The organism is Hymenobacter pini (assembly GCF_020421205.1).
GTDB classification, from domain to species: domain Bacteria; phylum Bacteroidota; class Bacteroidia; order Cytophagales; family Hymenobacteraceae; genus Hymenobacter; species Hymenobacter pini.
This window is the reverse complement of sequence record NZ_JAIZZH010000005.1, coordinates 268,403-288,832: the sequence shown is the minus strand read 5'-3', so window position 1 is coordinate 288,832 and position 20,430 is coordinate 268,403. Positions and strand designations below refer to the sequence as shown.

General features: G+C 58.3%; 21 protein-coding genes. 10 read left to right on the top strand and 11 right to left on the bottom strand.

The window, feature by feature from the left end; translation table 11 throughout:
• Nucleotides 1-595: 595 nt before the first annotated feature.
• Together pruA and LF252_RS19265 are read right to left on the bottom strand one after the other, a co-directional pair.
• Nucleotides 596-2,260, bottom strand: coding sequence for an L-glutamate gamma-semialdehyde dehydrogenase (gene pruA / locus LF252_RS19270; protein ID WP_226271227.1), 1,665 nt, complete (start codon nt 2,258-2,260; stop codon nt 596-598).
• A 61-nt stretch (nt 2,261-2,321) separates the two neighbouring features.
• Entirely contained in the window at nt 2,322-2,699 is a 378-nt protein-coding gene (locus LF252_RS19265) for a hypothetical protein (RefSeq protein WP_226271226.1), read from the bottom strand.
• Between the two features lie 126 nt (nt 2,700-2,825).
• Here LF252_RS19265 and LF252_RS19260 point away from each other — a divergent pair, with 126 nt between their 5' ends.
• Nucleotides 2,826-3,824 carry a glycoside hydrolase family 43 protein gene (locus LF252_RS19260; RefSeq protein WP_226271225.1) on the top strand — a complete coding sequence of 333 codons (999 nt, stop codon included), beginning with the start codon at nt 2,826-2,828 and terminating at the stop codon, nt 3,822-3,824.
• Between the two features lies 1 nt (nt 3,825).
• Here LF252_RS19260 and LF252_RS19255 read toward each other — a convergent pair whose 3' ends face one another.
• The 5 genes from LF252_RS19255 to LF252_RS19235 form a co-directional block, all read right to left on the bottom strand.
• Entirely contained in the window at nt 3,826-4,281 is a 456-nt protein-coding gene (locus LF252_RS19255) for a DUF3592 domain-containing protein (RefSeq protein WP_226271224.1), read from the bottom strand.
• A gap of 22 nt (nt 4,282-4,303) precedes the next feature.
• Complete coding sequence (locus LF252_RS19250) at nt 4,304-4,852, bottom strand: hypothetical protein (protein ID WP_226271223.1); 549 nt, start codon at nt 4,850-4,852, stop codon at nt 4,304-4,306.
• A gap of 91 nt (nt 4,853-4,943) precedes the next feature.
• On the bottom strand, nt 4,944-5,636 hold the full coding sequence (locus tag LF252_RS19245; RefSeq protein WP_226271222.1) for a YjjG family noncanonical pyrimidine nucleotidase: 693 nt from the start codon (nt 5,634-5,636) through the stop codon (nt 4,944-4,946).
• Between the two features lie 51 nt (nt 5,637-5,687).
• Entirely contained in the window at nt 5,688-6,011 is a 324-nt protein-coding gene (locus LF252_RS19240) for a (2Fe-2S) ferredoxin domain-containing protein (RefSeq protein ID WP_226271221.1), read from the bottom strand.
• 53 nt (nt 6,012-6,064) lie between these two features.
• Entirely contained in the window at nt 6,065-6,454 is a 390-nt protein-coding gene (locus LF252_RS19235; RefSeq protein WP_226271220.1) for an ArsR/SmtB family transcription factor, read from the bottom strand.
• Between the two features lie 111 nt (nt 6,455-6,565).
• On the opposite strand from LF252_RS19235, the gene LF252_RS19230 reads away from it, so the two are divergent.
• The 8 genes from LF252_RS19230 (at nt 6,566) to ureG (ending at nt 14,618) form a co-directional block, all read left to right on the top strand.
• Nucleotides 6,566-7,258, top strand: a complete 693-nt coding sequence (locus LF252_RS19230; protein ID WP_226271219.1) for a carboxypeptidase-like regulatory domain-containing protein — start codon at nt 6,566-6,568, stop codon at nt 7,256-7,258.
• A gap of 297 nt (nt 7,259-7,555) precedes the next feature.
• Entirely contained in the window at nt 7,556-8,938 is a 1,383-nt protein-coding gene (locus LF252_RS19225; protein ID WP_226271218.1) for an NAD(P)/FAD-dependent oxidoreductase, read from the top strand.
• A gap of 143 nt (nt 8,939-9,081) precedes the next feature.
• Nucleotides 9,082-9,837, top strand: a complete 756-nt coding sequence (locus tag LF252_RS19220; protein ID WP_226271217.1) for a sulfite exporter TauE/SafE family protein — start codon at nt 9,082-9,084, stop codon at nt 9,835-9,837.
• Nucleotides 9,838-9,840: 3 nt separating this feature from the next.
• Complete coding sequence (locus LF252_RS19215) at nt 9,841-10,539, top strand: urease subunit beta (RefSeq protein ID WP_226271216.1); 699 nt, start codon at nt 9,841-9,843, stop codon at nt 10,537-10,539.
• A 57-nt stretch (nt 10,540-10,596) separates the two neighbouring features.
• The gene (locus LF252_RS19210) at nt 10,597-11,106 is read left to right on the top strand and encodes a hypothetical protein (RefSeq protein ID WP_226271215.1); all 510 of its coding nucleotides are present in this window, start codon (nt 10,597-10,599) and stop codon (nt 11,104-11,106) included.
• A 15-nt stretch (nt 11,107-11,121) separates the two neighbouring features.
• Nucleotides 11,122-12,837: an urease subunit alpha gene (gene ureC, locus LF252_RS19205; protein WP_226271214.1), complete on the top strand. Its 1,716-nt coding sequence runs from the start codon at nt 11,122-11,124 to the stop codon at nt 12,835-12,837.
• 191 nt (nt 12,838-13,028) lie between these two features.
• Nucleotides 13,029-13,712: an urease accessory protein UreF gene (locus LF252_RS19200; RefSeq protein ID WP_226271213.1), complete on the top strand. Its 684-nt coding sequence runs from the start codon at nt 13,029-13,031 to the stop codon at nt 13,710-13,712.
• 153 nt (nt 13,713-13,865) lie between these two features.
• Nucleotides 13,866-14,618, top strand: a complete 753-nt coding sequence (gene ureG, locus LF252_RS19195) for an urease accessory protein UreG (protein ID WP_226271212.1) — start codon at nt 13,866-13,868, stop codon at nt 14,616-14,618.
• Here the strand turns inward: ureG and LF252_RS19190 are convergent.
• The 3 genes from LF252_RS19190 to LF252_RS19180 form a co-directional block, all read right to left on the bottom strand.
• Entirely contained in the window at nt 14,615-15,340 is a 726-nt protein-coding gene (locus LF252_RS19190; RefSeq protein WP_317197872.1) for an urease accessory protein UreD, read from the bottom strand. The genes ureG and LF252_RS19190 overlap by 4 nt on opposite strands.
• A 201-nt stretch (nt 15,341-15,541) precedes the next feature.
• A complete protein-coding gene (locus tag LF252_RS19185) occupies nt 15,542-16,204 on the bottom strand; it encodes a bifunctional 4-hydroxy-2-oxoglutarate aldolase/2-dehydro-3-deoxy-phosphogluconate aldolase (RefSeq protein ID WP_226271210.1) in 663 nt (220 codons plus the stop codon).
• Between the two features lie 104 nt (nt 16,205-16,308).
• On the bottom strand, nt 16,309-16,683 hold the full coding sequence (locus LF252_RS19180; protein ID WP_226271209.1) for a PH domain-containing protein: 375 nt from the start codon (nt 16,681-16,683) through the stop codon (nt 16,309-16,311).
• Between the two features lie 157 nt (nt 16,684-16,840).
• On the opposite strand from LF252_RS19180, the gene LF252_RS19175 reads away from it, so the two are divergent.
• Entirely contained in the window at nt 16,841-17,098 is a 258-nt protein-coding gene (locus tag LF252_RS19175) for a hypothetical protein (RefSeq protein ID WP_226271208.1), read from the top strand.
• Between the two features lie 755 nt (nt 17,099-17,853).
• Here the strand turns inward: LF252_RS19175 and LF252_RS19170 are convergent.
• The gene (locus LF252_RS19170; RefSeq protein WP_226271207.1) at nt 17,854-20,208 is read right to left on the bottom strand and encodes a M1 family metallopeptidase; all 2,355 of its coding nucleotides are present in this window, start codon (nt 20,206-20,208) and stop codon (nt 17,854-17,856) included.
• Between the last annotated feature and the right edge of the window lie 222 nt (nt 20,209-20,430).

The following is a 20,430-nucleotide window of genomic DNA, read 5'->3' as shown; positions in this document are numbered from 1 at the left end:
TGACTACAGTATTGCAATTGTTCCGCAAGTATCAATCTACCCTGATAGAATAACGAAGGCAAAGGAAATTTTACACTGGCTAGTTGTAGATGATATAGTAAAGCCTACATCTACACACTGTATTCTAAACCCTAATAAGGGTTATGCAATATCGGATGGGGCCAAGCAAGTAACCGAATCGGCTATTAATCATATTTTTAGCTTGAATATAAATGGACTAGAGATTATCACGGAGAGGTACATCTTCGATACTGGTGGCAATGGGATAGATAAAATACACTGTCCCACCTGTTACCAAAATTTGGCAGAAGAGGACCTGAGTTTTCTGGAAGACTGGTATGAGAGTGACATGGATAACATAGTTTGTCCAGTTTGTAACACTACAAATAGCATTCATCAATTTCGGTTTATACCGCAATGGGGTTTCAGTGATTTAGGCTTCAAATTCTGGAATTGGCCTAACTTGACCGAGTATTTTATAAGTCGATTTCAGCAGAAGTTAGGCGTTGATGTTTCTGTCATTTACCAGCGTATATAATACTAAAAAGGCCGCCCCCGAGTATTGGGAGGCGGCCTTTTAAATAGTTACGAAAGCCTACAGCCCTTTGTCGGTTTGCAGGTTTTCACCGGTTTCTACGCCCAGGAAGGGGTAACGGTAATCAACGGGCGGCACGAAGGTTTCCTTGATAGCGCGCGGCGACACCCAGCGGAGCAGGTTCAGCAGGGAGCCGGCCTTATCGTTGGTGCCGGATGCGCGGGCCCCGCCGAAGGGCTGCTGCCCTACCACGGCCCCGGTGGGCTTGTCGTTGATGTAGAAGTTACCGGCGGCCTGCACCAGCTTCTTCGAGGCCAGGTCCACGGCGTAGCGGTCCTGGGCGAAGATGGCGCCGGTGAGGGCGTAGGGCGAAGTGCTATCCACCAGCTCCAGCGTCTGCTCAAACTCGTCGGCTTCGTACACGAATACCGTTACCACCGGCCCAAACAGCTCCTCGCACATGGTCACGTACTTGGGGTCTTTGGTAACAATAACCGTGGGCTCGATGAAGTAGCCTTTCGATTTATCGTAGTTGCCGCCGGCCACGATTTCGGCGTTGGCATCAGCCTTGGCGCCGTCGATGAACTTAGCCAGCTTATCGAACGACTTCTCGTCGATAACGGCGTTGATGAAGTTTGAGAAGTCCTCCACGTCGCCCATTTTGAACGACTTGAGGTCTTCCTTCACGTAGCCCAGAATCTCGTCGGCGAGGTTGCTGGGCAGGTACACGCGCGAGGCGGCCGAGCACTTCTGGCCCTGGTACTCAAACGCACCCCGGCTGATGCCCACGGCCACGGCCTTAGCGTGCGCCGATTTGTGGGCCACGATGAAGTCTTTGCCACCGGTTTCGCCCACGATGCGGGGGTAGCTTTTGTAGCGCTTGATGTTCTGGCCAATCGTCTGCCAGATGTTCTGGAACACGCCCGTGGAGCCGGTGAAGTGGATGCCGGCAAACTCGGGGTGCTCGAAGATGACCTTGCCAGCGGTGGGGCCGTCTACGTATACCAAGTTGATCACGCCGTCGGGCACGCCGGCTTCCTTGAACAGTTCCATCAGCACCTGAGCCGAGTAGATCTGGGTGTTGGCGGGTTTCCACACCACCACGTTGCCCATCATAGCGGCCGAGGAAGGCAGGTTGGCGGCAATAGAAGTGAAGTTGAAGGGAGTGAGGGCAAACACGAAGCCCTCCAGCGGGCGGTGCTCCAGGCGGTTCCACATGCCGGGCTGGCTCTGGGGCTGCTGCCGGTAGAGCTCCTGCATGAAGTGCACGTTGAAGCGGAAGAAGTCGATCAACTCGCAGGCGGCGTCAATTTCGGCCTGGAAAGCGTTTTTGCTCTGGCCCAGCATAGTGGCCGCGTTGATACGGGCCCGGTAGGGGCCGGCCAGCAGGTCGGCGGCCTTCAGGAAAATGGCGGCGCGCTGTTCCCAGGCCATGTCGGCCCAGCGAGGGCGGGCGGCCAGGGCGGCGTCGATGGCCTGCTGTACGTGCTCAGCCGAGCCCTCGTGGAAGTGGCCCAGGGTATGCTGGTGGTCGTGGGGCGGGCTGATGCGCTGGGTTTGGCCGGTGCGCACTTCTTGGCCGCCAATGTGCATGGGAATATCGCGCTGCTGCTGCTTAAGCTCTTTTAGGGTTTTGAGCAGCTCGGTACGCTCGGGCGAGTTGGGGGCGTAGCCCTTCACGGGCTCGTTTATCGGGGTGGGTACGTTAAAAAAGCCGTTCGCCATAGTTGGGTGATGGTTTGAGGTGCTAGGATGGAGAAGGCAAAGGTAGGAAGGCCGGCTCAAGTTACCGGAAGTAGTGGCGGGTAGAGTCGAATGTTAAGGCCATCCAATTGGTATTCGGACTGTTTACCCATTTGCCTTGGTGATTTTCCAGCTTATCCAGCCGCTGTTGTTGCCGGTTGATGAGGTAGGCTGCCGGAAAGCCAGCGCTTTTCTCAGAGTAGTACAGCTCAATAGTGTCGCCGGTTAGCCGGAACCGGCCGCTGCTCTGGTTAGTAGGCAGGTAAACGTCAAAATGTCCATCTAGATACAGAGTGAGGCCCCACATGCCAAAGGCATTATCGGAGTAAGCGTGCAGTACGGTGCGCCGGGCCGGGGTGGGCCAGCAGAAAAACAGAAGCAGACTGAGTATCGGGGGCAGCAGGAGTTTCTTGCGCTTCATACGGGATATAGCGGATTGCTGAAGGGTAGGGTATTGGCGGAAGTAGCAACGCAGAACCGTAGCGTCGAACTGTATCTATTGCGGGTAGAATTCGTTTGTGCAGCCAGCCTACTGCCTCGTATTCAAATGACCAAAACGGCCACCACGTATCAAAATCCCGTGTGGGATTTTGACTTTCCTGACCCCACCATTATCCGGGCTTCCGACGGCTACTATTACGCCTACGGTACCCAAACCAAGCGCCCTGGCGGGGCAATTATCAACCTACAAGTGGCCCGCTCGCAGGATTTAGTGCAGTGGGAGTATCTGGGCGAAGGATTGCCGGAAAAACCCAGCTGGGCCAGCCGCACGCAGAAGTTCTGGGCTCCGCACGTGTCGGAGCACCAAGGCACTTTTTACCTGTACTATTCTGCAAAGCCCGACCGAGGCACCGGGCTTTGCCTAGCTGTGGCCACGGCCACCGAGCCCGCCGGCCCGTTCCGGGATATAGGCGCTCCGCTGCGGCGCGGCAAGGGCTTTGAGGACATTGACCCCATGGCCTTCGACGACCCGGCTACGGGCAAGCGGCTGATATACTGGGGCTCAGGCTTTGGGCCGCTGCGGGTGCGGGAGCTGGCCGAAGACCGGATATCATTCAAGCCCAACAGCAAAACCCGCAAGCTGCTGCACCCGGCCGGAGCCGGCGACCCGCGCCGCTACGACCAATTGCTGGAAGGCAGTTGGGTAATTCTGCGCCAGGGCTGGTATTACTTGTTTTGCTCAGGCAATAACTGCTGCGGACCCGATGCCCACTACGCCGTGCTGGTGGCCCGTTCCCGCCACGCCCTCGGCCCCTTCGAAACGCTGGCCGAAGCTGCTGGCAATCCTTACGCCACCTTGCTCGAGGCTGACCGCCACTGGCACGCGCCCGGTCACAACTGCGTGGTAACCGATGCCGCTGGCCACGACTGGCTTGCCTACCACGCCATCGACCCCCAACAGCTTACCTTTGATGCTATTGACGACGAGCAGGGCTATTCGCGCCGCGTGCTGCTACTCGACCGGCTGGAATACGTGGATGGCTGGCCGCGCCTCGCGTCGGGCGGCACGCCTTCGTGGCAGGAGCAGCAGGTACCGGTAGGTTGAGTTAAGGCAAATATCCCGCTCGACGGCGTCCACGCCAGTCCTTATTTGCCTGTAGGCCTGTGAAAAAGAAGAATAATGACCCAAGTGAAAGCACAATCATTCCGCCACTAAAACTCCATTCGGAAGCCAGCAGCGGCTTTTTTGCTTGATTTTTGGCGTAACGAACACCAACCGTATCGCCTAACGTCAGTTGTTCGAAAGCACTCTGATTGGTGAGTACGCGGGCAAGCCTGAGGCGCTCCTGCGGCAGTTCGTAATTTACTACCACCTCGTAGGTGCTGCTTTTGCCTGAACCAATCCGGCCGGGTAACGCGTGTACGATGGCAGTAGCAGGAGTTCCATGCAAAGTGCGCCAACGCTGCGCCGCCAGCCACAGCATGCTTAATAAAAAGGCAGACGCTATAAGCGGTTGCACCCATGCTCTAAGCCAGAAGCTAAAACTAGACTCACGCGCCATGAGCGGAATAGATAAAAGGTTTCTATAATCGCCCCAGCAACGCCCTCACCTGCCACTCCAAATCGGCCAGGGAGCCGGTGTTGTGAATGGTGAAGTCGAAGTTGGGGTAGTGGTCCAGGGCGGTTTCGCTGGGGTGTTGGTCGTCGCGGGTACCGTCGCCGCGCTGGAGCAGCGGGTCACCTTCCACGCGCACCATCAGGCCGCCCCGGCTGCGGATGAGGTCGGCTTCATTGGGAAAGCGCACATCCGGAATCAGGGTGTGCTTGTCGGTGGGCAGCGTGGAGAAGAAGGCCTGCACCCAGATATCCGGCTCCCACTGGCGCAGGGCCAGGCCTACTTGTTGCAGCATCTCGCCCCGGGTACGCCCAAAGGCGGGCAGCTTCTCAGCTTTGCCCTGCTGGGAGAAATACGGGGCCGTGCCTTCGCCAGCCAACGCGGCGCATACGGCTTTAATGGGCTCACCCACCGAGCGAATGTGCCAGCGCTGCTGAGGTTGCAACTGCTGAATAAGCCGGGCTACGGTGTCTTTACCACTGCCGCGCCGGCCCGAAAAACCAAGTAAGCGAATCATGCGGCAAAGGTAGGCGCTGAGATTCCTCTAACAGCTGCTCTCCTAAGCGCGTCGCAAGAGGACAGTCGATAGGAGCGTGGCCGACGCAGGCTTACAAAATCTCCTTCAGCTCACTAAGGCAGCTGATTTCGTAGGTAATCTGGTTGAAGTGGCGGCGCTTGTCGGGGTTGAAATACACTTGGTCGAGGCCGGCGTTGTAGGCACCCAGTACGTCGCATTCCAGGTTGTCACCAATCATGAGGCTCTCGGCGGCCGTGGCCCCGGTGCGCTCCAGGGCGTGCTGGAAAATGCGGGTATCGGGCTTGAGGTGGCCGCAACACTCGGAGGTAACCATCTCCTGAAAATAGTCCGTCAGCTGCGACGAGGCCAGCTTTACGTGCTGAATGTCGCGGAAGCCGTTGGTAATTAGATGCAACTGGTAGCCCTTGTCGCGCAGGTAGTCCAGTACCTCGTAGGTATACGGAAACACCGCCGACTTCTGGGGCAGAATATCCGTGAACTGCTCTGAAATGCCCGCCGGCGAGTCTTCCTCGCGCAGGCCCAGCTGCACAAATGTGCGCGGAAACCGCACCGTGCGCAGCTGCTGCTGGTTGATTTTATTGCTCTGGTACAGGCGCCACAGCCCGTGATTCACCTCCGAATACACTTCAATGAATTTCTCCACCGTAATGCCATGCCGGGCCAAGTTGTGCTGCTCAAACAGGTGGCGCAGCGTTTCGTCGGCGTTGGCTTCAAAATCCCACAGCGTATGGTCGAGGTCAAAAAAGAGGTGGCGGTATTTCACTGGTGAGGTAATGAAGTAGAGAAGTTAAAATATACAGTGGGCTGACACTGGCTATTCAAGCCGTAGCCGTTCCACGGGGCGGCCTTCACCCAGGTGCTGCACAATATCGGCGGCGTCTTTGGGGCGCACGTTGCCGTAGGTGGTGCCGTCGGGATAAACAACGAGGGCGGCACCGGGGCCTTTCTTGCACTGCTTGCACAGGTCGAGGCAGTTGCAGGTTTGTACCCGCACTTTTCGCTTTTCGCCGCCGGTCAGGAGTTTTTTGAGACCCTGTTTTTTCAGCTCAATCTTCAGGGCCCGGGCTACGTCTTTGCCCACCTCGTCCTTCTGGGCGGTACATACAAACAAACGGACAATAGAATCAGCGGATTTCACGAGGCAACGACAAAAGGGGAGGAGGAACCAGCGGAAATCAACTTAAGCGTGTGTTATTGATTTCCGGTCCAGCGGCGGTTTTGGAGCTTATACGCGGCCAACTCCCGATTCGACCAGAGCGTTTGGTAAATCTTCTGGTCGTGCACCAACTGCTGGTCCCGCTCCATATAGCTCAGCAACTGGTGCAGAAAGTCCTGGGCTTCGTCCTTGATGAAGTAGAACACCCAGTTATCAAGGCGGCGGAAGTTCACCAGCCCAGCATTTTTCAGGTATGCTAATTGCCGGGAGGTTTTGGTCTGGCTGAAATCCAGCACCTGTTCCAAGTCTGAAATGCACATTTCCTGGTTGCGCCAGAGCAAGTGCAGGATGCGCACCCGGGATTCGTCGCCGAGGGCTTTGAAGAGTTGCTGGCCAAATGCAACGGTGAAGTGTTTCAGACGCATCTTTAGGAAAAGGCAAGAAGGAGGCTGACGTGCAGCCCGAGCCCGAATTTATACACAAACCCCGCAGCGGCCCCCGAAAGTGCCGTATCTTTGGTAACCGTAACCCTTTGTATGTCTGTTGTGGCCCGATTTCGTTTCCTGTTGTTTCTTGCCGTAATGGGCGTGCTGTTGGCTGCGTTGGTGCTGGTGCCCGGCAAGGTGCAGGCGCAGGGCCAGCGCCGGGTGGTGCAGTTTACCGGTATTGTGGCCTCCGGCGACTCCCTGCTGGGCGTGCCCGGAGCGGCCATCTTCGTGCCTAAGGCGGGGCGCGGTACCACCAGTAACCCCTACGGCTACTTCTCCCTGCCCGTGCTGGCCGGCGACAGTATCGTGATTCGCAGCCTGGGCTACCGCAACCAGTACGTTATTATCCCGGAAAGCTACCCCCGCCAGAGCTACTCCGTTATTGTGCAGTTAAAGGAAGACGCCACGGTGCTACCCGAGGTACGCATCTTTCCCTATGCCACTGAAAAGGCCTTTAAAGAAGCCTTTCTGGCCATGAAAGCTCCATCGGAAGCCGACCGTACCCCGGCCGAGAAGCTGAACGAGCAGGTGATGCGCCGCATGTTTAACACGCTGCCCGTGACCAGCATGGGCAACTACCGCCAAACCATGCAGGCCCAGCAAAATGACTACCAGCGCCGCATGGGCATGGGAGCTACGCCCGCTACCAACAACCCGCTGCTAAACCCCTTCAGCTGGCTGCAGCTCATCAACCAGGTGAAGAGCGGCGAGTTTAAGAAGAAGGAAGGGGTGGATTATTGAGTTGGGTGTATAGTTGAGCGGTCAGTGCGAGCAGCGCGAAGCAATCCATCCTTTTCGAAGCGCAACTCTCTGCATTACTTAAAAGCCCCTGACGGCCGTGCTGGCGTCAGGGGCTTTCTGCTTCTTCGGGGTGTAGCGCTCTGGGAAGGACAGATTGCTTCGCGCTGCTCGCAATGACCGTTCTATCATCCAGCTATTCTGCAATCCAGCCATTCAACAGTTCAAACATCTACCTACCTATTCAACCATTCCCTCCTATATTCAGTACATCCACTGTTTGACCTTCGCACTGCCGCTATGGATACCAACTTACCGCGTACCTCCCAACCTCGTATCGTTATCATCGGCTGTGGCTTTGCCGGGCTGCGGCTGGCCAAAGACTTGGCCGACGCGCCGGTGCAAGTGGTGGTGGTGGACCGCAACAACTACCACAACTTTCAGCCGCTGCTGTACCAGGTAGCTACCGGCGCGCTGGAAGCGGATAGCATTGCGTACCCCATCCGCAAAATCTTCGCCGGCCAGCACAACTTTTTCTACCGCATGGCCGACGTGCAGCGAGTGGACCCGGCTACCAGCACGCTCACCACCAATATCGGCGACATCCGCTACGACCACCTGGTGGTGGCTACCGGCTCGCTCACCAACTTTTTTGGCCTTACCAGTATCGAGCAGAACGCCATGCAGATCAAGAGCGTGCCCAACGCGCTGAACCTGCGAAGCTACCTGTTCCAGAGTTTTGAAAAAGCCATTCTTACCGAAGACCCCGCCCAGCGCCAGGCTCTAATGAACGTAGTGGTAGTAGGCGGCGGCCCCACGGGGGTAGAAATTTGCGGCTCCCTAGCCGAAATGCGCAAGGACGTGCTGCCCAAAGATTATCCTGAGCTCGACTTGAAGATGATGGAAATCTACCTCGTGGAATCTGGCGGGGAAGTGCTGGGACCCATGAGTAAGGACTCGCAGGTGCAGGCCAAGCGTTACCTGGAGGAAATGGGCATCCACGTGCGCCTCAACACGCAGGCCAAACACTTCGAGGACGGCAAGCTGTATTACTCCGACACCGAGTTCATCCGCACCGAAAACCTGATTTGGGCGGCTGGCGTGAACGGGGCGGCGCTGGAAGGCTTGCCCGAAGCCGCCGTGGCCCGCAACAAGCGCGTTAACGTGGATACCGTGAACCGGGTGGTGGGCTTCCAGAACGTGTACGCCATCGGCGACGTGGCCAACATGGTCACCGACGAAATGCCCCGCGGCTACCCCATGCTGGCCCCCGTGGCCATTCAGCAGGCCGAGCAGCTGGCCGACAACTTCAAGCGCCTCTTGCGCGGCGAAACACTCAAGCCGTTCAAGTACACCAACAAGGGCAGCATGGCCATTGTGGGCCGCAACCGCGCCGTGGTGGATTTGCCCGGTAACAAGCACTTCGGGGGATTCTTCGGATGGCTTACCTGGCTGTTTGTTCACCTGATGACGCTGGTGGGCTTCCGCAACAAGGTGGTTACGCTGGTGGGCTGGGCCATCAGCTACTTCAGCTCCGATAAGGCCCTGCGCCTCATCATCCGCCCCTATAAGCGCAACGACTTCAAATCGGACAAGGGCCTGGCCACCGCCATCCACAACGCCGCCACGCCCCAGTACAACCCCTCTGTACCTGCCCCTAATGCTCCGGTGGTGGGAGGGTAGTGTTTGGAAGGTGGTTTATCGAAATTAGATAGCCCTGCTCTGGTAGCAGGGTTATTTTTTTAGGGGTAATGGGAGAACAGTGTATTGATTTTACAGCGTTACGCTTAGATTACCACCCCAAACCCCCTGATGCGCCCGTTTTCATGCAAGAGGCCCTGCCGCTTTCCTTCGCCCTGCTAGCCGGCACCGGACACGCCTTCGAGGCCGACCACCTCATTGCCGTGAGCACCCTGGTAGCCCGCCACGACCACCGCCGCGACGCTGTGCGCGAGGGGCTGTTCTGGGGCCTGGGCCACACCACCACGCTGGTGGTGTTCGGGGGGGCGCTGCTGCTGAGCCGTTCCCTCATCACCCACACCAACTACTTCGAGGCCGCCGTGGGCGCGCTGCTGCTGGTGATGGGCCTGAGCCGCCTCACTGATAAAAGCTACTACCAGACCGCCCCGCCGCGCTACCGCCGGGGCACGGCCTACGCCGTGGGCCTCGTGCACGGGCTGGCCGGTAGCGGGGCCCTGGTGCTACTGCTGATGGGGAGTCTGCGCTCCGCCTGGCTGGGTGTGGCCTATTTGGGGCTGTTCGGGCTGGGCTCGGTGGTAGGTATGCTGGGCGCCACCGGCCTGATGAGCGTGCCCTTCACCCAGCGCATGCGCTTCAGCCGCAACCTGCGCGCCGGCCTGGTCATCGTCTCGGCCCTACTCAGCATCGGGTACGGCGGGTGGATGGTGTATGGGAATCTGTTTAGGTCTGAGCCTGTCGTCAGCACCCCACCCCCGGCCCCTCCCCTCCAGGAGAGGGGTGCCAGACGCGAGTTTATGAATTCTGATTCGTTGAACGCACCCCTCTCCCGGAGGGGAGGGGCTGGGGGTGGGGTTTATTCTTGCGCAACACTGAACTTCTAAAAGATGCACCTCTCCCCCAAAGACCTCGATAAGCTGGTGTTGCACCAGGCCGGCGTGGTGGCCCAGAAACGCTACGCCCGCGGCCTGGCCCTGAATTACCCCGAGGCGGTGGCGCTGCTGGCTACCCAGCTGCTGGAGTTTATCCGCGACGGGGAGTCGGTGGCGGAGTTGATGGACAAGGGCAAGCAGATTCTGGGGCTGCAGGACGTGCTGCCGGGCGTGGCCGCGCTGGTGGCCGAGGTGCAAGTGGAAGGCACCTTCCCCGACGGCACCAAGCTCGTGACGGTGCATCACCCCATCTGCCGCGAAACCGGCTCCGCCGAACTGGCCCTTTATGGCTCCGGCCTCGTGCGCACCCCGCGCCAGGCCTCCGCCACGCCCGAAACTATTCCGCCCGCGCCCGGCGAGTACCAGCTGGCCGCCGAAGGCCTACAGCTCAACGAAGGCCGCGAAACCCTGACCCTCGACGTGCTCAACCGCGGCGACCGGCCCATCCAGGTGGGCTCGCACTACCCGTTCTTCGAAACCAACGCCGCCCTCAACTTCGACCGCGCCGCCGCCCGGGGATTCCGCCTCAACATCCCCGCCGGTACCGCCGTCCGCTTCGAGCCCGGCGAGCGGAAGTCCGTAACGCTGGTGGCGCTGGCCGGGGAGAGAATCGTGTACGGCGGCAACGCGCGGATTAATGGGAAGGTGGATTGAGGGCGCTGGAAAGAAGAAAAGAAGGTTGTTGAAGCTGGATAGTCAATGAAATATGACATGAAAATTAACCGTAAATATATAATCATTGGCTTGCTAGCTTTGATTTTATGTGGATGTGAAAATAAAAAAGATGTTCAATCGAAAAATGAAAAAGTTGTAGATATTAAACATAGGCAGTTAAATAATTTAGATAAAAATTTTGTCGATAAATTAATAAGTGAATATCAAGTCAAAAAGGAAGCTTCTCAGTTAGTTAAAGCCGATTCAGTTGCTTGCGTTTCTGATGGTGATTCATCTGAAGAAATTTCGATGGGAGTTGTTGAGATGTATAATTTTAATAAAAAATATTTTTTCAAGATTTGCTATTTAAAGCAGTTGCATTGTCTGGAAAATGCGCTTGTGCATGGATTTAGTGAAGATTTATCAATCCTGAAAGGCGCGGAAAGACAAAAAGAAATATCTGCTATTCGTTCTGAAGCACAAGCAGCAATAAATGATCTTAGCGTTGAAGAAAGAATAAATGCTCAAAAAGTAATCAATAGGATTAAGCCTGAGCTTTTTGACTAAAAATACACTGAAGCCATGTCCCTTCCCATCTCACGGCGCGCGTACGCCGATATGTACGGCCCTACCACCGGCGACCGGGTGCGGCTGGGTGATACCGACCTCGTAATTGAGGTGGAGCACGACTACTGCGTGTACGGCGAGGAGTGCAAGTTCGGGGGCGGCAAGGTGCTGCGCGACGGTATGGGCCAGGCCGCCGGCGTTTCCCAGACGGAGGCCCTGGATCTGCTCATCACCAACGCCCTCGTGCTCGACTACACCGGCATCTATAAGGCCGACATCGGGGTGAAGAACGGGCGCATTGCGGGTATCGGGAAGGCCGGCAACCCGCACATTATGCCGGGCGTGACGCCGGGCATGACGGTAGGCGTAACCACCGAAGTGGTGGCGGGGGAGGGGCTCATCCTCACGGCCGGCGGCATCGACTGCCACATCCACTTCATCTGCCCCCAGCAGATTGACGAAGCCCTGGCCGCCGGGCTCACCACCATGCTGGGCGGCGGCACGGGACCGTCGGCGGGCACCAGCGCCACTACCTGCACGCCGGGCGCGTTCTACATCGAAATGATGCTGAAGGCCACCGATGCGTTTCCGCTCAACTTCGGCTTTCTGGGCAAAGGCAACACTTCCCGTCCCGAGGGGCTGCGCGAGCAGCTGGAAGCCGGGGCCCTGGGCTTCAAGCTCCACGAGGACTGGGGCACCACCCCCGCTACTATCGATACCTGCCTGCAGGTGGCCGAGGAGTACGACGTGCAGGTGTGCATCCACACCGATACGCTCAACGAAAGCGGCTTCGTGGAAAACTCGGTGGGTGCGTTCAAGGGCCGCACCATCCACAGCTACCACACCGAGGGCGCGGGCGGTGGCCACGCCCCCGACATCATCAAAATCTGCGGCGAGCCGAACGTCATTCCCTCGTCCACGAACCCCACCCGGCCCTTCACCAAGAACACCATCGACGAGCACCTCGACATGCTCATGGTGTGCCACCACCTCGACCGTAACATTCCCGAGGACGTGGCCTTTGCCGAAAGCCGCATCCGGGGCGAAACCATTGCCGCCGAGGACGTGCTGCACGATCTGGGCGCGCTCAGCATCATCAGCTCCGACTCGCAGGCCATGGGCCGGGTGGGCGAGATGGTGACGCGCACCTGGCAAACGGCCCACAAGATGCGCCAGCAGCGCGGCCTGCTGCCTGAAGACGCCGCCCGCGGCTGCGACAATTTCCGGGCCCGGCGCTACGTGGCCAAGTACACCATCAACCCGGCCCGCGCCCACGGCTTTGCGCAGCACATTGGCTCCGTAGAGCTGGGCAAGCTGGCCGACCTGGTACTCTGGAAACCCGCTTTCTTCGGCTCCCGGCCCGAAATGGTGATTAAAGGCGGCGTCATCGTGCGCAGCCAGATGGGCGACGCCAACGCCTCTATTCCCACGCCCCAGCCCTCGTTTTCGCGGCCCATGTTCGGGGCCTTCGGCGGGGCGGTAGGCCCGACTTCTCTGGCCTTTGTATCAGGCGCATCGGTGGAGCACGTGCGTACTTCGTATGGACTGAAAAAGCAGGTGGTAGCCGTGCAGGGCTGCCGCACGGTGCAGAAAAAGGACATGGCCCTGAACGACTACCTGCCCAACATCGATGTAGACCCCGAAACCTACCGCGTCACCGTCGACGGCTTGCACATCACCTGCGAGCCGGTGGACACGCTGCCCCTGACGCAGCTGTATAACCTGTTCTAGTGCTAGAAAGCTAGTTCCCCTCCTTGGAAAGGAGGGGCTAGGGGTGGTTGACAATCGTTGAACATCATCTAGCTCCAGTTCTAGTTCTAGTATCGTTCGACCGTCGTCAACCACCCCCATCCCCTCCTTTCCAAGGAGGGGAGCTAGTTGCTAACTCCTAGCTCCTTATTTCTCACTTCTAACTCCTGAAATTGTCTACCCGTCTTGCCCGTTTGCTTCACCTGGCCGACTCAGCCCTGCCGACGGGTGGGTTTGCGTATTCGTATGGGCTGGAGAGCAGCCGCACGTTTGGGCTGGTGCAGTCGGAAAGCGGGCTGCGGAATTACCTGTACTCGTTTCTGCAGCAGGCGGTGGGGCTGGAGGTACCGTTTCTGAACGCCTGCTACCGGGCCGCTTTGCCCGCCGGAGCTGAGGCGCTGCGCACCATTGTGCAGGAATACGACGCCCAGCTGCTAGTGCCAGCCCTGCACCGGGGCAGCCTCACGCAGGGTAAAACCTGGCTGCGGCTGCTGCACTCGTTTTACCCGGCCGCCGGTCTGCCCGCCCTGGGCGAGTGGCTGGCGGCCGAGGAACTGCCGCTACACTTCGTGCCCCTGCTGGCCCTGAGCCTGCGCCGCCTCGACTATACCCTGCCCGAAATCCACACGCTTTACCTGCACCTGGCTCTGCGCGACCAAATCAGTGCGGCCATCCGGCTGGGCTGCCTGGGTTCCATGGAAGGCCACCGCCTGCAGCACGAGTTCTACGCCATCTTCGACGACCTGCTGCTCGGGGCCGACGCCCTCGACCACCGCCACGCCACCCGCTCCGCCGTCCTGCTCGACGCCGCCCAGATGCTGCACGAACAGGTGTACTCTCGCCTGTTTCAGAATTGAACCCCACCCCAATCCCTCCCCTCCGGGAGAGGGGCTTATTTTACTTTGACAACGACTCTATGTGAAGCCGTTGCAATGGTAATGTAAGCCCCTCTCCCGGAGGGGAGGGATTGGGGTGGGGTTATGCATCCACCAATCCAGCCATTCACATCCATGCCCTTCATTGACAAACTTGCCCTGCTGCTCCACGGCCACACCCACGAGTACTACGAGTCGCCCGGCGACTTTGCCCAGCGGGAAACCCGGCGGCTGCCGTCGCACCGCAACTTCCGGCAGCGGGCCTTTACGGTGGGTATTGGCGGACCGGTGGGCACGGGCAAAACGGCGCTGCTGAAGGCCCTGTGCGAGCGGCTGCGCCACGAGTTCGAGCTGGGCGTGGTTACCAACGACATCTTCACCAGCGAGGACGCCGAGTTTCTCATCCGGCACAGTGCCCTGAGCGAAGATCGGATTGTGGGCGTGGAAACCGGGGGCTGCCCCCATGCCGCCATCCGGGAGGATATTTCCCTGAACATGGACGCGCTGGAAGGCCTGATGAAGCGCTTTGACCAGAAGCTAGACTACCTGTTCGTGGAAAGCGGGGGCGACAACCTGGCCGCCCACTTCAGCCGCGAGCTGGTCGACTATTCCATTTACGTTATCGACGTAGCGGGCGGCGACAAGGTGCCCCGGAAAGGTGGCCCCGGCATCACCCAGGCAGATTTATTGGTTATCAACAAAACGGACCTGGCCGAGCTGGTACGCGCCGACCTGGGAGTAATGGACCGGGACGCCCGCCGCATGCGCGGGGAGGGCCCGTTTCTGTTTGCCCGCGCCCTGCACGGCGACGGCTTGGCCGACATTATCCAGCACATTCACCAAGCCAAAGCCCGCGCCCTGGAGGCCGTAGGGCCGGAGCGGCGCTAATACTTCCGGTGCCCGGCATGAAACCCGAGCAGTTCCGGAGCGGCCAACGCTGCATACAATGCCTCGTAAATAGGTTGTAAGGCGGCCCGGTTGCGTCCTGCGGCTCGCAGCAGTTGAATACCGGGCCGAACTTCGGTGTGCGCAATAATAGCCGGCCGCTCCGCTATATTGGGCGAGAGTTCAGTGCGGGAGTACGGTTGCTGGGCCGCTAGTACAGCCGCTAGTTGCTGGTACCGCGCATCGGTGGGGGTGCCAACTACATACACGGATAAGGTTGTCTGGTGCGGTCCAAAATGGGCGGGCGAGGCGGCAATATGCTGTTCCGGTCGGAAGGCAAACCGGTCCAGCACTATCAGGCGCCCGGCATTACTCACCCGTATTTCCGATTCCAGCGCCGTGAAAGCAAACTGCTCGCCGCTGTCCATTCGGCCTGAGTGGAGCCAGTCGGCGAGGAGCAGAACCGCGCCAGGCTGCAGATGCCAGTGCTGTTTCTGCCGGTAGCGGCTGGCTGCTTGCACTACTACTGGGTCGGGCAGTACCACAGCCAGAGCATCCTGGCCGACAAACCCTTCTACCACCTGCTCAGCCGTGGCCCCGTTCTCTGAACGGTATACGCGGGTGTTGGCCTGCGTTCCAAGCAATAGCCGAGCCGCAGGCTGCACGCTAAGCCGTAACTGCACGGCGTCGCCGGCCAGCAAACCGCCGCCATAACTGGATAGCACTACGTGACAGCTAGCACCCGTAGCTCTCGGATTTAGCAGCTTCAGCGGTTGTACACTCCGGCTACGCGTAAGCACCGACTGACCGCGCACGGCCGTTACTTCCAGTTCACTCCAGGTTGTTGAATCCGACATCATCCAGACGCTAAGTCATAAAGATGAAGCGGTTTTTGGGAAATTCTGCCTTTGGTGCGCTCGGTAGAATTACCGTACCAGTACCGGCTCTGGTTGCAACACCATGAGTAGCTCCCGCACCTGAGCTGTGAGCAGGGTTTCATCGGAGGTGTCGAGGAGGCGGGCATCAATTCCAATGCAGGTGGCCCCGGCCGTTTTCCACTCGTGCATGCAGGAGGTGGTGGGTTTGATGCCCCCCGTAACCATAATGGGTACCTGTGGCAGTGGGCCCCGCAGAATAGTGAGGTAAGCAGGGGTGAGGTAAGCTGAGGGGAACAGTTTTACCAACGTAGCGCCCAGCCGATGAGCTTCATACACCTCGTTCAGGGTTTGGGCACCGGGCAGCCACGCCAAGTTGTTGCTGCGGCATACGGCGGCTACATCCGGGCTGGTAATGGGCTGGATAATGAAGTCGGCCCCGGCATCAATAAAACGACCGGCTTCCTCCGCCGTGAAGATAGTGCCGGCTCCCAGCAGCAAATCGGGGTAATCGGCCTCCACAAAGCGTTGGAGGCGCTCAAAAACATCCAGGGCCTGCGGGCCCCGGTTGGTGAACTCAAACAGGCGCACTCCTGCCTCGTAGGAGGCCGCCAGCACTTGCCGGGCGTAGTCCTCCTGAGCATGGTAGAAAACCGGAATCAGCGGGTGCTGACGAGCCTGTTCCAAGGCATGGGCGGCAGTGAAGCGGGGCATGGGATGCGGCAGTAAAAGGGTGAGGTAGGAGTTCTACGTAGGCGCCGGATAAACGGTGAAACCCAGCCGAAAAACTCGTTACCTCACCCTTTCAACTGGCCGTCTTACAGCGAAAATTCGGCTAGGGCGCGGGCCACTTCGTGAATGTTTTTATCGTTGCGGAAGGTTTTGCTAATAGGATCCGCCAGCCCCCGTACCCAGATTTTTAGCTCCGATTCCAGGTCAAAATGCCCGGTGGTTTCCATGCTAAACCGCTCAATGCTGCGGTAGGGTACGCTCAGGTATTCCCGTTTCTTGCCCGTTACACCCTGCTTATCCACCAGAATTAGGCGTTTGGTGGTGAATACCAGCAGGTCGCGGAACACGGCGTAGGCACCGCGCACGGTTTCGCCGGGGGCCAACACTTGTTGCAGCTCCAGCTGCACATCCTGCGCGTCAGTCTCAGAGGCATTGCCTAATAGGCCATCAAGAATTCCCATGGTGATGAAGGGGTAAAAGGTGGAAAGGGAGAGGGAAGCTAACAAGAAAATGCTGGCCCGGAAAATTGGGCCGTTGCTTCCGGCCTGCGGCCCGACTTTTGTTGCTTACCACGTTGGTACCGTGCAATTTTGCCTTTTGTTCCAACGCATTTTGCCCATGAAACTTGCTGATTTACTGGAATTAGGCTTCCGCGATTCTGCTGAATGCCCCGAAGCGTGGCAAAACAAAGGGCAAGTGGTTTGTCGGGACTTTGGGCACGCCCTGATTAGCATCTTGTGGTACGCCGATTCATCTGAAATCGAAGTTGTTGTGGGTGATGTGCACACCCCGCTGCTGCACTTTCGCTCCGCCTTGCTCACCGTGGGGCATCTGCAGAGCCTACTCCGCGACTACTGGCCTGCAACCACGGCTTAGGGTTTATCTGGTATTGCTGGCTCGCCGCGGTAGTGCTGGAAGCTTAGGCTTTGCCAGGGTATGTCGGTATGAAGCAGCAGGACGGCATACTTCAGCTATACATCAACGAAAAACAAAAAGCAGCCGGTCCCAGCGGAACCGGCTGCGGAAATTTACCCGGGAAAGGGCAGTAACTACCTGCAACCATTCCCAGAGAGTTCCTACATCTTTATTCAGGAAGCAGTGCGGCGCATGATGCCGTGGAAGTGCCTAGCAACTTGTACAAAGGAGCCTGATACCAGGATACGTTGGCCGTGCAGATTCGGGAGCTTTTGTCCGTGTCCGACTTATACTGAAAATAGAATTTCTGTCCTCGTGGCATTTCCGGGGGAAGGGAAGAGTACGTCATTATTACGTTGCTGTACACCCGGGCTTTGGCAGCCGGGCCGGGCAAAGGTCTACCAGCATCGCCCTGAAAAGCCACATTTTGGCCGATAGTGTGTTGGGAAGTGGTATCAACCTGAATCAGGTAGCCGCCGGCACACGTGCTGCCTAGCAACGTGCCCATCACGCAGGGAACGGCCTTTTCCTTGCAGCTTGAGCTTCCGATAGCCAACAATAAGCCGCTGGCAATGAGTACATAGTTCTTCATGCAACACCTGGTTAAGCAGTACCCAGGGAAGAGTAACCCGGCAAATAAGAGGTTGCAACCGGAGCATAAAAAAAGCGCCTGATGGAAATCGGGCGCTTTTTTTATGCTTACTGGGGGCCAATGGTTAGTTGGTGCCGCCGGTGGAGTTAATCGGCTTCTGCTCTTTCTGTTGCAGGGCCGACTGCTGCTGCATGGGGTTAGGCTGGGCCCGCTGCTGATACTCGAACAGTTCGAAGCGCGAGGGCGCGGCCTTCTGGGGCCAGCTGTTATTGCTCAGGTCCGTATCGGCGGTTTGCAGGTAGGGGTCTAGCACGAAGCTCACCACGGGTTTCTCGGTGATGAACACCTTGGTTACCTCGGCGTTGTTTTTGCGCCAGATTTCGGCCGGAATGTTCATTACTTCCTGCTTGCCGTCCTCGTAAGTCATCTGCACAATCACCGGCATGGTGAGGCCGCCCTTGTTTTTCAGGCTCACCTCGTAGAAGTTCAGGCCGTTGTTGAGGCGCTGCTGCTGCTCGGGGCTCATGGCCTTCACCATTTGCTGATAGCGCTGCTTGTCGGCGTCGGTGGTAGCCAGCGGGTCGTAGCTGTTATAGAAGTCCTTGAGTTCAGGCTTCTCATCCACCAGGGTTTTCTGAATGTCCTGCAGATTGCGCTGCTGCGAAATGCTCTGGGGCGCTTTGTTGATCATTTCCCGCTTGCGGGCATTCTCAATTTCGGGGTTCTTCGAGTCCACGGTGTACCACTTCACGCCGTCGATGGCCAGGTCAGTCTTGTCCACGGTGTAGAACCAGCCGCGCCAGAACCAGTCCAGGTCCACGCCCGAGGCGTCTTCCATGGTGCGGAAGAAGTCGGCGGGGGTGGGGTGCTTGTAGGCCCAGCGGGTGGCGTATTCCTTAAAGGCGTAGTCGAACAGCTGGCGGCCCATAATGGTCTCGCGCAGAATGTTCAGGCCGGTGGCGGGCTTGCCGTAGGCGTTGTTGCCGAACTGCAGCACCGACTCCGAGTTGGTCATAATCGGGGTCTGCAAGCTCTTATCGGTGCGCATGTAGTCCACGATGTTGGCCGGTTCGCCGCGGCGGGAGGGGTAGTTACGCTCCCACTCCTGCTCGGTGAGGTACTGCACAAAGGTGTTCAGGCCTTCGTCCATCCACGTCCACTGCCGCTCGTCGGAGTTCACAATCATGGGGAAGAAGTTGTGGCCCACCTCGTGAATAATCACCGAAATCATGCCGTACTTCCGGTCAGCCGAGTAGGTACCGTCCTTCTCGGGGCGGCCGCCGTTGAAGCACAGCATGGGGTACTCCATGCCGCCCACCGGCCCGTGCACCGAAATGGCCACCGGGTACTGGTACGGAATGGTGAATTTCGAGTAAGTTTTGATGGTGTGTGCCACCACTTCAGTGGAGTACTTGCCCCATAGTGGGTTGCCCTCCTTGGGATAGTAGCTCATGCACATCACCGGCACCCCGTTCTGTTTGATGCCCATGGCATCCCAAATGAACTTGCGCGAGGAAGCCCAGGCGAAGTCACGCACGTTTTTGGCGGCGTACGTCCAGGTTTTGGTGCCTTTGGCGCGGTTCTGCTCGGCGCGCTCCGCCTCCATCGGCGACACGATGAGCACCGGCTTGTTGGAGTTCTTGGCTTGCTCCAGGCGCTGGCGCTGGGCCGAAGAAAGTACCTCTGAGGCGTTCTGCAGCGTGCCGGTAGCGCCCACCACGTGGTCGGCGGGGGCGGTGATGCTCACGCGGTAATCACCGAAGGGCAGGGCAAACTCGCCGTTGCCCAGGAACTGCTTGTGCTGCCAGCCCTGGTTGTCGGAGTACACCGCCATGCGGGGGTAGAATTGAGCAATTTCGTAGAGGTAGTTCTTATCCTCCGGGAAATACTCGTAGCCCGAGCGTTGGTTAATTTTGGTCTGGTCGTTGATATTGTAGCTCCACTTGATGCTGAACGTCACAGCCTGCTTGGGCCGCAGCGGCGTGGGCAGGTCCACGCGCATCATGGTGTGGTTAATCACGTAGGGCAGGGCCTTGCCGCCCTTCATCTTCACCTCCGCAATCTTGAAACCGCCATCAAACTCGCTTTTCTGCAGGTAGTCCAAGGCCTGAAACGGCATGCGCTGCTGAATCTGGCCTACCTCGGTGGCAGTAGTAATGGAGTTCTTATCCAGGATGTTCTGGTCGAGCTGCACCCAGAGGTAGGTGAGCACGTCGGGCGAGAGGTTGGTGTAGGTGATGTCCTCGTCGCCGCTGATGGCCTGCTTAGCGTCATCCAGCTTCACCCGAATGTTGTAGTCGGCGCGCTGTTGCCAGTACTGGTTGCCGGGGGCTCCGGAGGCCGTGCGGTAGGTGTTGGGCGTGGGCAGCAGGGTTTCCAGCTGCGCAAATTTGTCGGTGCCGGAGTTGGTGTTCTGGGCCGCGGCCGGTAGGGCCAGCAGCGCCGCCAGCCCGGCGGCCAGCAGTGGTTGTTTCAACATACAGGAAAAGGGGAGAAAAAGGCGTTACAGCAACGAATGAAAGCAGCGGCGTAACCTACTAGCGCCGCATGCGGCGAAAGACGCAGCTTGCAGAGCGAGGTTGCAGTGAGATGAACGCAGCAAATACTGATTTGAGATGTGGGCTAAGCTACCACAATGGGATATGGTGCGGGAGCTATTGACCAGGTAGTAAAAATACAGCAAAAGGGCGTTGGTGTAGCG

What these genes read in the sequence shown, in the direction of transcription:
- pruA (WP_226271227.1), bottom strand. Translation starts at nt 2,260, where the DNA reads ATGGCGAACGGCTTTTTTAACGTACCCACCCCGATAAACGAGCCCGTG.
- LF252_RS19265 (WP_226271226.1), bottom strand. Translation starts at nt 2,699, where the DNA reads ATGAAGCGCAAGAAACTCCTGCTGCCCCCGATACTCAGTCTGCTTCTG.
- LF252_RS19260 (WP_226271225.1), top strand. Translation starts at nt 2,826, where the DNA reads ATGACCAAAACGGCCACCACGTATCAAAATCCCGTGTGGGATTTTGAC.
- LF252_RS19255 (WP_226271224.1), bottom strand. Translation starts at nt 4,281, where the DNA reads ATGGCGCGTGAGTCTAGTTTTAGCTTCTGGCTTAGAGCATGGGTGCAA.
- LF252_RS19250 (WP_226271223.1), bottom strand. Translation starts at nt 4,852, where the DNA reads ATGATTCGCTTACTTGGTTTTTCGGGCCGGCGCGGCAGTGGTAAAGAC.
- LF252_RS19235 (WP_226271220.1), bottom strand. Translation starts at nt 6,454, where the DNA reads ATGCGTCTGAAACACTTCACCGTTGCATTTGGCCAGCAACTCTTCAAA.
- LF252_RS19230 (WP_226271219.1), top strand. Translation starts at nt 6,566, where the DNA reads ATGTCTGTTGTGGCCCGATTTCGTTTCCTGTTGTTTCTTGCCGTAATG.
- LF252_RS19225 (WP_226271218.1), top strand. Translation starts at nt 7,556, where the DNA reads ATGGATACCAACTTACCGCGTACCTCCCAACCTCGTATCGTTATCATC.
- LF252_RS19220 (WP_226271217.1), top strand. Translation starts at nt 9,082, where the DNA reads ATGCAAGAGGCCCTGCCGCTTTCCTTCGCCCTGCTAGCCGGCACCGGA.
- LF252_RS19215 (WP_226271216.1), top strand. Translation starts at nt 9,841, where the DNA reads ATGCACCTCTCCCCCAAAGACCTCGATAAGCTGGTGTTGCACCAGGCC.
- LF252_RS19210 (WP_226271215.1), top strand. Translation starts at nt 10,597, where the DNA reads ATGAAAATTAACCGTAAATATATAATCATTGGCTTGCTAGCTTTGATT.
- ureC (WP_226271214.1), top strand. Translation starts at nt 11,122, where the DNA reads ATGTCCCTTCCCATCTCACGGCGCGCGTACGCCGATATGTACGGCCCT.
- ureG (WP_226271212.1), top strand. Translation starts at nt 13,866, where the DNA reads ATGCCCTTCATTGACAAACTTGCCCTGCTGCTCCACGGCCACACCCAC.
- LF252_RS19185 (WP_226271210.1), bottom strand. Translation starts at nt 16,204, where the DNA reads ATGCCCCGCTTCACTGCCGCCCATGCCTTGGAACAGGCTCGTCAGCAC.
- LF252_RS19180 (WP_226271209.1), bottom strand. Translation starts at nt 16,683, where the DNA reads ATGGGAATTCTTGATGGCCTATTAGGCAATGCCTCTGAGACTGACGCG.
- LF252_RS19175 (WP_226271208.1), top strand. Translation starts at nt 16,841, where the DNA reads ATGAAACTTGCTGATTTACTGGAATTAGGCTTCCGCGATTCTGCTGAA.
- LF252_RS19170 (WP_226271207.1), bottom strand. Translation starts at nt 20,208, where the DNA reads ATGTTGAAACAACCACTGCTGGCCGCCGGGCTGGCGGCGCTGCTGGCC.